Here is a 10,744-nt window from a genome sequence, read left to right on the forward strand (position 1 = left end):
TTCGGTGGGACGTCGCCCCCTCTGATCATTCGTTGATGCGCTGAGTCAACGCCCGGCCTGGGACGGTTCAATGCGTTCTCGCGGTACGAGTATCCGCACCAAGGTTGTCGCCCTGCTGCTCTCCCTGGTCGCGCTCTGGATGTTCGCGGCGTGGGTGACCCTGCGGGACGGCTTCAACCTGCTCGGTGTCCAGTTGCTGAACAGCAAGGTCTACACGCCGAGTGAGCCGCTGCTGCAGGAGCTCCAGGTGGAGCGGCGGTTGACCCAGGCGTACCTGAGCAACCCCGAGGCGGCGCAGCGGACGGCTCTCGAGGCCGAGCAGCGCAAGACCGCCGAGTTGGCCGCGGACTTCGCTGACTCGGTGCGCGACTGGCAGGTCGACATCGCCGGCAGCTCCGCATTGGACACCCAGCTCGGTCTGACGATCGCCCAGGTCAACGCGCTGCAGCAGACCCGCGCCGAGGTGCTGGACCGCAAGATCGACCGGATCGCCGCCGCCGAGGCGTATACCGGCGCGATCGAGTCGATCTTCCAGATCTACGACGTGACGGGCAGCCTGGACGACAAGCAGATCGCCGGTGAGGCGGCGGCCCTGATCCAGCTCAACCGGATGAAGGAGCTGATCTCCCAGGAGGACGCGCTGCTCAGCGGCCTCTTCGGCAACGGTCGGATGAGCGGCGCCGAGTACGCCCGCTACGTCGCGCTGGTCGGCTCGGAGCGCTTCCTCGGTGAGGAGACCCGGGTCCGGCTCGCCGACGCCGACCAGCGCCGCTACCAGCAGCTGGTCGAGGGTGAGGCGTTCACCCGACTGCGTGCCGTGCAGGACAGCATCATCCGCGAGGGCCGGCCGTCGACCCAGCTGCCGGTCGGCGCCGAGCAGTGGCGGGGCACGGTCGAGCCGGTGCTGGCCGAGGTGAACGACGCCGTGACCGCTGGCGGCGAGGGCATCGTCGGTCGAGCCACCGGCGTGGCCGTGATGGTCGTCGTCCGACTGGTGCTCGCCACCGGTCTGGGCCTGCTCGCCGTCATCGCCTCCGTCGTCGTCTCGATCACCACCGCACGGAACCTGCTGCGCCAACTGGACCGGCTGCGGGAGGCCGCCTGGCAGCTCGCCGACGAGCGGCTGCCCCGCGTGGTGGAGCGGCTCGGGCGCGGCGAGGAGGTCGACGTGGCCACCGAGGCGCCCCCACTGGAGTTCGGCACCGACGAGATCGGCCAGGTCGGCAAGGCGTTCAATGCCGTCCAGGAGACCGCCCTGCGCACCGCCGTCGAGCAGGCCGACCTGCGTCGCAACGTCCGTGAGGTCTTCCTGAGCCTGGCTCGACGCACCCAGGCGCTCGTCCACCGTCAGCTCACCCTGCTCGACGCGATGGAGCGCCGCGAACACGACGCGGAGGAGCTGGAGGACCTGTTCCGGGTCGACCACCTGGCCACCCGGATGCGGCGCAACGCGGAAAACCTCATCGTGCTCTCCGGCTCCACCCCCGGTCGGGCCTGGCGGCGCAACGTCCCCATGGTCGACGTGGTGCGCGGAGCGGTGGCCGAGGTGGAGGACTACACCCGGGTCAACGTGCTGCCGCTCGGTCCGGTCTCGCTCGCCGGCCGCGCGGTCGGCGACGTCATCCACCTGCTCGCCGAGCTGATCGAGAACGGCCTGTCGTTCTCCCCGCCACACACGACCGTCGAGGTCCGCGGCCAGCTGGTCTCCAACGGGTTCGCCATCGAGATCGAGGACCGGGGCCTCGGCATGAGCGAGGAGGACCTGGCCGCGGCGAACCACCGGATCGTCGACCAGTCCGAGCTGAACCTCGCCAACGCCGCCCGCCTCGGGCTCTACGTGGTGAGTCGGCTGACCGAACGGCACGGCGTGCGGGTACGGCTCAAGGAGTCCGCGTACGGCGGCACCACCGCGGTCGTGCTGATCCCGCTGGAGCTGGTCACCGAGGCCGACGTGTCCCCGGAGGACTCGGGCTCGTTCCGGGCCGGTACGGCCATCCCGATGCCGTCGGCGCCCGCCACGGACACCGGTCGTCCGGCGTCCCTCGCACCGGTCGCGCTCGCCGCACCAACGACCACCGCGTCGGAGGTAGCGGTGCCGATGCCGGCCACCACCCCGAAGGCGGACGAGGAGGCCGAGGCGGACACCGTTCTCCCCACCCGGCAGCGGACCACCCCGGCGACCGGCACCCCCGAGCTGCCCACCCGCGCCCGGCGCGGCCAGGGTCAGCCAGCTCTGGAAGCCCCGACCGTGCCCACCGGCCTACCCGCCGTCGACCGCGTCCGCCCGGAGGCCCTCGACGGAGAGCCGGCCGTGGCCGGCGACGGTGGCCCGGTGCCCGCCCGCGCCGACGCGGAGCGGACCGACTCCGGCCTGCCCGTGCGGGTCCGACAGGCGAACATCGTTCCCGAGTTGCGAGACGACCCGGCGGTGTCCGAGACCGACGACGAGGATGTGGTGCGCCCACCGGAGCAGGTTCGCCGGATGATGAGCTCCTACCAGACCGGCACCCGGCGCGGGCGGACCGACGCGGCTCGGCTGCTCGGCGGCGCCTCCGGCGCCCCGGCGGCGACGCCGTCCGAGCCGACCGACGAGGATCCACAAGCGACCTGACCGAGCCCCGACGCGGGTTTCCGCGCGGTGTGACGGTCAAGCCCAAACGAACACGGCGCACAGCCGGGCGAGAAGAGGACGACGAAGTGACCCAGAAGACGGCTTCGAGCGCCGACCTGACGTGGTTGCTGGATGACCTGGTGGGCCGGGTGAAGCAGGCCGAACACGCGGTCGCGCTCTCCACCGACGGCCTCTTGATGGCTTCCTCCCAGGGGTTGAGCCGGGACGACGGCGAGCACCTCGCGGCGATGGCGGCCGGCATCCAGAGCCTCGCCCGAGGCGCGGGCAAGCGTTTCGGTGGTGGGCAGGTGCAGCAGACCATCATCGAGATGCAGTCGTCGTTCCTGTTCGTCACCGCGGCCGGCCGCAACGCCTGCCTGGCGGTGCTGGCCAGCGAGGACGCCGACGTCGGCCTGATCGCCTACGAGATGGCGATGCTGGTCACCCGGGTCGGCAAGTACGTCGCATCGCCGTCGCGGGGCACTGATCAGCAGGTCGGCGAGAGGTAGCGGCGATGACGGTCCAGGGGGAGTCCGCAGACCATCAGTGGGTGGATGACCACGCGGGTCCGGTGGTGCGTCCGTACGCGGTGACGCGCGGCCGGGCCCGCCCGGTCACCGGCACCTTCGACCTGATCTCCCTGGTCACGGCGACCCGAGCCGAGGTCACGCCCGAGGTCGGTCTCGGTCCCGAGCATTTGGCGATCGTCGGGCTGTGCCAGCGTATACAGTCCGTCGCCGAGATCGCCGCCCATCTCGACCTGCCGGTGGGCACCATCAGGGTGCTTCTCGGTGATCTGGCAGCCCGCAGCCTGGTGCAGGTCCGCGAGCCGCAGACCACGGCCGGTCTTCCCGACAACAGCATCTTCGAGGCGGTAATCAATGGACTACGGGCACTCTGACCGGCCGGCGGGAGCGACGCCACTGCCCACCGCGATCAAGATCCTGGTCGCGGGCGGCTTCGGCGTGGGCAAGACGACCATGGTTGGCGCGGTCAGCGAAACCCGGCCGTTGCGCACCGAGGAGGTGCTGACGGAGTCGGGGGTCGGCATCGACGATCTGTCGGGGGTGGAAGGCAAGACCACCACCACCGTGGCCATGGACTTCGGCCGGATCACCATCAGCGACGACCTCGTGCTGTACCTGTTCGGTACGCCCGGGCAGGACCGGTTCTGGTTCGTCTGGGACGAGTTGGCGTTGGGTGCGATCGGCGCGGTGGTGCTGGCCGACACGCGCCGGCTCGCCGACTGCTTCCCCTCGATCGACTACTTCGAGGGTCGGGGCACGCCCTTCGTGGTGGCGGTGAACTGCTTCCAGGGCGCTCGGACGTACCGGCTCGACGAGGTGCAGGCCGCGCTGAACCTGGACCCGGGTGTGCCGGTGCTGCTCTGCGACGCCCGGCAGCGCGAGTCCAGCAAGGAGGTGCTCGTCACGCTGATGGAGCACGCCATGAAGACCCGCGAGGCCCGCCGCCGCGCCGCCAGCGGAGACTGATTAAAGTTTTTCGGGGGAGGGTGTCCGGAACGCTGTCGGCCGTTCGTCATGCTGGCGATACCCCGAGAGACCAGGGAGCGACCAGATGAAGTACATGATGTTCGTGTGCAGCGACACGGAGCCGGACACCGACCCCACCGAGCTACCCGACATCGAGAAGTGGGTGGCGGAGAACGACTCTCGTGGCCGCCGGCTGACCGGCAACGTGTTCGCGTCGGCCAGCGCGGCCACCACCGTCCGTGTTCGTGACGGTGAGCTGCTCGTCTCCGAGGGGCCGTTCGCGGAGACCGCCGAGGTGATCGTGGGCTTCGACCTGCTCGACTGCGCCGACCTGGACGAGGCGATCGAGGTGGCCCGCACCCACCCGATGGCCCGCGAAGGGCGACTGGAACTGCGTCCGTTCGCGGACCTGTCCGACTGACGGAGTTGTCCACACCCCAGCGCCGGCCGGTGCGCACCCCGCCACCGGCCGGCGCGGTGGCGGCGGACGCCGTCGCGGCCGCCAGCGTCGAGGCGTACCCCCGGATCGTCGCGACCCTGATCCGAATCACCGGGGACTGGGCGCTGGCCGAGGACTGCGCCCAGGAGTCGTTGACCGTCGCCCTGGAGCGCTGGCCCGCCGACGGTGTGCCGGCCAACCCGGGCGGCTGGCTGATGACGGTGGCGCGCAACCGGGCGATCGACGTGCTGCGCCGGGCCACCGTGGAGCGGCGCAAGCTGCACGACCTGGCGTTGCTCACGCCGGACGACGCGTCGCCGGAGCCGGAGGTGGGCCAGGACGTGGTGGACGACCGGCTGCGGCTCATCTTCACCTGCTGTCACCCGGCGCTCGCGCTCGAGGCCCGGGTGGCGTTGACGTTGCGAACCGTCTGCGGCGTGGCGACCGCCGACATCGCCCGCCTCCTGCTGGTCAGCGAGTCGACGATGACCCGCCGGCTGACCCGGGCCCGCACCCGCATCGCCCAGGCCGGCATCCCGTACCGGGTGCCGAGCGGGCCGGCGCTGACCGAGCGACTGCCCGGCGTCCTCGCCGTGCTGTACCTGCTGTTCACCCGGGGCTACGTCGCCGACGGCGAGCCGGCCTTCGCCGACGAGGCGGTCCGGCTGGCCCGGCTGCTCGACCGGCTGATGCCCGAGCAGTCCGAGGTCGCCGCGCTGCTGGCACTGTGCCTGTTCCAACACTCCCGGCGGGACGCCCGCCGCGACGTAGCCGGCAACCTGCTCACCCTGGAGCGGCAGGACCGCGACCGGTGGGACCGCGCCGCCATCGCCGAGGGCCTGGCCGCCCTCGATCGGGTACGCCACGACGGGCCGTACGCGTGGCAGGCCCGGATCGCCGCCTGCCACGCCACCGCCGCCTCGGCCGACGACACCGACTGGCCGACGATCGCACGGGCCTACGACGCGCTCGCCGACCTCCGCCCCTCACCGGTGATCGCGCTCAACCGCGCGGTCGCGCACGGCTACGCGTACGGGCCGGGCGTCGGGTTGGACCTGCTCGACGCGGCGCGGGTCGGGGGAGGGCTGGACGGCAACCCGCTCGCGGTGGCGGTGGAGGCCGACCTGGTCGCCCGGCAGGGGAACCGGACACGCGCCGCCAGACTGTTCCGAGAGGCGGCGGCAGCGGTGGGTTCGACCGCCGAGCGCCGCGCGCTGCTCGACCGGGCCGACGAACTCACCCGGTAGGGCAGTGGGGATCAGCCGCGCTTGGCCAACATCAGGAACCGGGTCCAGGCTGCCCTGTCGAAGGCGAGCGTCGGACCGGCCGGGTCCTTGGAGTCGCGTACGCCGATGACGCCCGCGAGGTTGTCGGCCACCTCGACGCAGTCGCCGCCGTTGTTGCCACTCTTGCTGCTCTTGCGCCACCGAGCGCCGGTCAGGTCCATGATGCTGCCGCTTCCCTGATGAGATTGAGGGACTGCGCCCGCGACAGGGCGCCGTCGCGAATGCGTTCCCACCGTCGGTCGAATGTAGCAACGTCGGCAACCTGGTCGATGAGCTGCGCTTGCGCCTGGCTGTCGACGTGCGCGACCCGCGCCCCGTCCGGCATCTCTGCCACGGTGAACGGCCCACCGAGGCCCGGATACATGCCGACGTCGGCGGGCACGATGAACAGCGACACGTTCGGCAGCGCGGCTTGCTCGGCCAGCCGCTCGCACTGCTCGCGCATCATGGCCCGGTCGCCGTCGAGGGTCCGCCGGAGAACTCCCTCGTCGAGGACCGCGACGAGCAGCGGCGGGCGTTCCCGGCGCAGGATTGCCCGTTGGCGCGACTGGCGACCGATATGGTGGCCGCATGGCTGCCGTTCGTCGTTGCCCTGCGCGCTTATGACATGCGCCAGCTCGAGAGTCTCTTCGATGAGGTCGATGGGGCTCTGGCCGCTGACAGCGCTGTGTTGCGAGCCGGCGCGCGGGACGCGCTTCGGACGGCCACCCTGCGGCGGCGTTTACGGGGTTACGCGCGCCGCGCCGTGGATGACGCGGTAGCCGAGCGACTACGAGCGCTCTGACCGCGAGTCTTCCTCGGCTGGTACGGCGAAGGCCGCCCCCGCCGAAGCGGGAGCGGCCCTCGACCCAGCCGTACGCGATCAGTTGGCGATCATGCGGCGCAGCACGTACTGCAGGATGCCGCCGTGCCGGTAGTAGTCCGCCTCACCGGGGGTGTCGATCCGCACCACGGCGTCGAACTCCACGCCGGTGTCGGTGCTGACCTGCACGGTACGCGGGGTCTCACCGTCGTTGAGGGCGGTCACCCCGGTGATGGTGAACGTCTCGGTGCCGGTCAGGCCGAGCGACTCGGCGGTGACGTCGACCGGGAACTGCAGCGGCAGCACGCCCATCCCGATCAGGTTCGAGCGGTGGATCCGCTCGTACGACTCGGCGATGACCGCCCGGACGCCCAGCAGCATCGTGCCCTTGGCCGCCCAGTCCCGCGACGAGCCAGAGCCGTACTCCTTGCCGGCCAGCACGACCAGCGGGATGCCGGCCTCCTGGTAGGCGACCGAGGCGTCGTAGATCGAGGTCTGCTCGCCGGTGAGGTGGTTGACGGTGAAGCCGCCCTCCACCCCCGGGACCAGCTGGTTGCGCAGCCGGATGTTGGCGAAGGTGCCCCGGATCATCACCTCGTGGTTGCCCCGACGGGAACCGTACGAGTTGAACTCGTGGCGCGGTACACCGTGCTCGGCGAGGTACGTGCCGGCCGGGGAGTCCGCCTTGATCGCGCCGGCCGGCGAGATGTGGTCGGTGGTCACCGAGTCACCCAGCTTGGCCAGCACCCGGGCGGCGGAGATGTCGACCACCGGGCTCGGCTCCTGCTGCATGCCCTCGAAGTACGGGGGCTTACGCACGTAGGTGGAGTCGTTCTCCCAGGCGAAGGTGTCGCCGGTCGGGGTCGGCAGCGACTGCCACCGCTCGTCGCCGGCGAAGACATCGGCGTACGCGGCGCTGAAACCGGTGGCGCCGATCGCCTGGGCGATGACGTCCTGGATCTCGGCGCTGTTCGGCCAGATCTCGCGCAGGTAGACCGGGTTGCCCTCGGAGTCCTCACCGATCGGCTCGTTGGCCAGGTCGATGTCCATGGTGCCGGCGAGGGCGTAGGCGACCACCAGCGGCGGCGACGCCAGGTAGTTCATCTTGACGTCCGGGTTGATCCGGCCCTCGAAGTTCCGGTTGCCCGAGAGCACCGAGACCACCGACAGGTCGTGCTCGTTGACCGCGGCGGACACCTCCTCGGGCAGCGGGCCCGAGTTGCCGATGCAGGTGGTGCAGCCGTAGCCGACCAGGTTGAAGCCGAGCTTGTCCAGGTACGGCGTGAGGCCGGCCCGCTCGTAGTAGTCCATGACGACCTTCGACCCGGGCGCCAGGGTGGTCTTCACCCACGGCTTGCGGGTCAGGCCCTTCTCCACCGCGTTGCGGGCCAGCAGCGCCGCACCGATCATCACCTGCGGGTTGGACGTGTTGGTGCAGGAGGTGATCGCGGCGATCACCACGGCGCCGTGGTCCAGCTCGTACTCGACGCCGTCGGCGCCGGTGACCCGGACCGGGTGGCTGGCCCGGCCGCCCGCGCCGACAGCCGCGGTCTCCAGGTCACGCGGCTCGTCGGCCGGGTCGCTGAACTCGTTGGCCGGCGGGTCGCTGGCCGGGAAGGACTCGGCGCTGGCCTCGTCGGCCGGGCCGTTGGCGCCGCGCGGCAGCTCCTCGCGGGGGACACCCGGCTTGAGGTCCCGCTCACCGACGGAGTCGTCGGCCACGTAGTCGGTCAACGCGGAGCGGAACAGCGTCTTCGCGGCACCCAGCGGCACCCGGTCCTGCGGGCGCTTCGGGCCGGCGAGCGACGGCTCGATGGTGCCCAGGTCCAGCTCAAGGCGCTCGGAGTAGTCCGGCTCGGCGTCCGGGTCGTGCCACAGGCCCTGCTCCTTGGCGTACGCCTCGACGAGCGCGACCTGCGCGGCGTCGCGGCCGGTCAGCTCCAGGTAGCGAATCGTCTCCGCGTCGATCGGGAAGATCGCCACGGTGGAGCCGTACTCCGGGGACATGTTGCCGATGGTGGCCCGGTTGGCCAGCGGCACGGCGCCCACGCCGGGGCCGTAGAACTCGACGAACTTGCCGACCACGCCGTGCTTGCGCAGCATCTCGGTGATGGTCAGCACCAGGTCGGTGGCGGTCGTGCCGGGCGGCATCTCGCCGGAGAGCTTGAAGCCCACCACCCGGGGGATCAGCATGCTGACCGGCTGACCGAGCATCGCGGCCTCGGCCTCGATGCCGCCGACGCCCCAGCCCAACACGCCCAGGCCGTTGACCATGGTGGTGTGCGAGTCGGTGCCGACCACCGTGTCCGGGTACGCCTGGCCGTTGCGCTCCATGATGGTACGGGCCAGGTACTCGATGTTGACCTGGTGCACGATGCCGGTGCCCGGCGGGACGACCTTGAACTCGTTGAACGCGGTCTGACCCCAGCGCAGGAACTGGTAGCGCTCCTTGTTGCGCTCGTACTCCAGCTCGACGTTGCGGGCGAACGCGTCCTCGCGGCCGAACAGGTCGGCGATGACCGAGTGGTCGATGACCAGCTCGGCCGGTGCGAGGGGGTTGACCTTGCTGGCGTCGCCGCCCAGGTCGCGTACGGCCTCACGCATGGTGGCCAGGTCGACCACGCAGGGCACGCCGGTGAAGTCCTGCATGAGGACCCGCGCCGGCGTGAACTGGATCTCCACGCTCGGGGCGGCGGTGGAGTCCCACCCGCCGAGCTGACGGATGTGGTCGGCGGTGATGTTCGCGCCGTCCTCGGTCCGCAGCAGGTTCTCCAGCAGGATCTTCAGGCTGTACGGCAACCGGGCCTGGCCGTCCACCTTGTCGATCTTGAAAATCTCGTAGCTCGCGTCTCCGACGCGTAGCTGGGTCTTCGCACCGAAGGTGTCGAGGCTCGCCACGTCGTACTCCTTCACACCAGCGACCGTGAGTAGTCCTGAGCAGTCTGTCGCACCGGTCGGGGTGCCGCCGAGGTTAGGTGACACTTACCGACCGATTCAGCTTCCAACAAAACCGTACGTCCGTCTTGCTATCTGCGCAACCCGACGTCACGGGTTGGGCCGCCCACGACCACGCCGCGTCGTCAGGTCGGCGGGGTAGGGTCGGGGCCGATTCGGAAGGGGTGCCGAGTGATCGACGTTCAGCACTGGCTCTCGGCGCTGCCTCCGGGCGTGATCTACCTGATCGTCGCCGGGGTGATCGGCGTGGAGAGCATGGGCGTCCCGCTGCCCGGCGAGATCGTCCTGGTCAGCTCCGCGCTGCTCGCCGCCACCGGTGTGGTGGAGCCGGAGTGGGTGGCCAGCGCCGCCGCGTTCGGCGCCATCGTCGGCGACTCCATCGGGTACGCCATTGGCCGACGCGGCGGTCGTCCACTGCTCGCCCGGCTGGGCAGGCGGTTCCCCAAACACCTGGGCCCGGCGCAACTCGCCCGTGCCGAACAGAGCTTCGCGCGGCACGGCGTGTGGGCGGTCTTCTTCGGTCGGTTCGTGGCACTGCTGCGAATCCTGGCCGGCCCGCTCGCCGGGGCGCTGCACGTGCCGTACCGCCGCTTCCTGCTGGCGAACGCGGCCGGCGGATTGGTCTGGGCCTTCGGCACGACGTACCTGCTCTACTCGGTCGGCCGCGCGGCCGAACACTGGCTGAAGGACATCTCCTGGGCCGGGCTGGTCATCGCGGTGCTCGCCGGGCTCGGCAGCACCTGGTGGTTGCGCCGCCGCGCCCATCGGGTCGCGTCGGCCGAGGTCGCCGCTGACGTGGAGGCGGCCTCCGGCGGTCAGTCGGCTGCGGTGGCCCCCGGCGGCGATCCGGTCCGCTCAGGCGACGAGCGCTGACCTCTGGTTATGCCGAAGGGCCGGGCCCCGTGGTGGGGTCCGGCCCTTCGCTTCGTGTGCTGGTGTGCTGGTGTGCGGTGGGTCAGCTGGTGGCGTAGCCGCGGGTGGCGATCCAGTCCGCGAGGTGCTCGACGCTGATCTGGTAGGCGGCCTGGTTGGGGTCGGCGGAGTCGGCGATGGTGACGGTGTTGCCGTTGTCGCGGTAGCCGACGACGCTGATGTAGTGCCCGCCCTCGTAGGAGTGGGTGGTGCCGTCGGTGTCGGTGCTGGTGCCGGCGATGTTGG

9 protein-coding genes and 2 pseudogenes are annotated in these 10,744 nt (G+C 70.9%); 7 read left to right on the forward strand and 4 right to left on the reverse strand.

Annotated elements, in window-relative coordinates:
- The first annotated feature begins 70 nt into the window (after nt 1-70).
- From ACIBD9_RS30685 to ACIBD9_RS30710, 6 genes are all read left to right on the forward strand, one after another.
- Complete coding sequence (locus ACIBD9_RS30685; protein WP_396722881.1) at nt 71-2,611, forward strand: nitrate- and nitrite sensing domain-containing protein; 2,541 nt, start codon at nt 71-73, stop codon at nt 2,609-2,611.
- Nucleotides 2,612-2,697: 86 nt separating this feature from the next.
- Nucleotides 2,698-3,120: a roadblock/LC7 domain-containing protein gene (locus tag ACIBD9_RS30690; protein WP_091403761.1), complete on the forward strand. Its 423-nt coding sequence runs from the start codon at nt 2,698-2,700 to the stop codon at nt 3,118-3,120.
- 5 nt (nt 3,121-3,125) lie between these two features.
- The gene (locus ACIBD9_RS30695) at nt 3,126-3,512 is read left to right on the forward strand and encodes a DUF742 domain-containing protein (protein ID WP_030337267.1); all 387 of its coding nucleotides are present in this window, start codon (nt 3,126-3,128) and stop codon (nt 3,510-3,512) included.
- Entirely contained in the window at nt 3,493-4,104 is a 612-nt protein-coding gene (locus ACIBD9_RS30700) for an ATP/GTP-binding protein (protein WP_030337265.1), read from the forward strand. The genes ACIBD9_RS30695 and ACIBD9_RS30700 overlap by 20 nt, the downstream gene beginning before the upstream one ends.
- 85 nt (nt 4,105-4,189) lie before the next feature.
- Nucleotides 4,190-4,525, forward strand: coding sequence for a YciI family protein (locus tag ACIBD9_RS30705; protein ID WP_396722883.1), 336 nt, complete (start codon nt 4,190-4,192; stop codon nt 4,523-4,525).
- 5 nt (nt 4,526-4,530) lie between these two features.
- The gene (locus ACIBD9_RS30710; protein WP_396722885.1) at nt 4,531-5,790 is read left to right on the forward strand and encodes an RNA polymerase sigma factor; all 1,260 of its coding nucleotides are present in this window, start codon (nt 4,531-4,533) and stop codon (nt 5,788-5,790) included.
- A gap of 11 nt (nt 5,791-5,801) precedes the next feature.
- On the opposite strand, the gene ACIBD9_RS30715 is transcribed toward ACIBD9_RS30710, so the two are convergent.
- The 3 genes and pseudogenes from ACIBD9_RS30715 to ACIBD9_RS30725 form a co-directional block, all read right to left on the reverse strand.
- Entirely contained in the window at nt 5,802-5,990 is a 189-nt protein-coding gene (locus tag ACIBD9_RS30715) for a DUF397 domain-containing protein (RefSeq protein WP_396722887.1), read from the reverse strand.
- Nucleotides 5,981-6,373: pseudogene (locus ACIBD9_RS30720) on the reverse strand (DUF5753 domain-containing protein); the annotation flags it as partial. The gene ACIBD9_RS30715 and the pseudogene ACIBD9_RS30720, both read right to left, overlap by 10 nt.
- A 318-nt stretch (nt 6,374-6,691) precedes the next feature.
- Nucleotides 6,692-9,544: an aconitate hydratase gene (locus ACIBD9_RS30725; protein WP_396722889.1), complete on the reverse strand. Its 2,853-nt coding sequence runs from the start codon at nt 9,542-9,544 to the stop codon at nt 6,692-6,694.
- 213 nt (nt 9,545-9,757) lie between these two features.
- Between ACIBD9_RS30725 and ACIBD9_RS30730 the strand changes: the two genes are divergently transcribed.
- A complete protein-coding gene (locus ACIBD9_RS30730; protein ID WP_396722890.1) occupies nt 9,758-10,459 on the forward strand; it encodes a DedA family protein in 702 nt (233 codons plus the stop codon).
- A gap of 82 nt (nt 10,460-10,541) precedes the next feature.
- Here the strand turns inward: ACIBD9_RS30730 and ACIBD9_RS30735 are convergent.
- Nucleotides 10,542-10,744 (reverse strand): annotated as a pseudogene (locus tag ACIBD9_RS30735) (phytochelatin synthase); the annotation flags it as partial.

The organism is Micromonospora sp. NPDC050784 (assembly GCF_044456765.1).
GTDB classification, from domain to species: domain Bacteria; phylum Actinomycetota; class Actinomycetes; order Mycobacteriales; family Micromonosporaceae; genus Micromonospora; species Micromonospora foliorum.

Bases quoted from the DNA above. Each gene is read 5' to 3' on its own strand.
- ACIBD9_RS30685 (WP_396722881.1), top strand. From the start codon at position 71: ATGCGTTCTCGCGGTACGAGTATCCGCACCAAGGTTGTCGCCCTGCTG.
- ACIBD9_RS30695 (WP_030337267.1), top strand. From the start codon at position 3,126: ATGACGGTCCAGGGGGAGTCCGCAGACCATCAGTGGGTGGATGACCAC.
- ACIBD9_RS30700 (WP_030337265.1), top strand. From the start codon at position 3,493: ATGGACTACGGGCACTCTGACCGGCCGGCGGGAGCGACGCCACTGCCC.
- ACIBD9_RS30705 (WP_396722883.1), top strand. From the start codon at position 4,190: ATGAAGTACATGATGTTCGTGTGCAGCGACACGGAGCCGGACACCGAC.
- ACIBD9_RS30715 (WP_396722887.1), bottom strand. From the start codon at position 5,990: ATGGACCTGACCGGCGCTCGGTGGCGCAAGAGCAGCAAGAGTGGCAAC.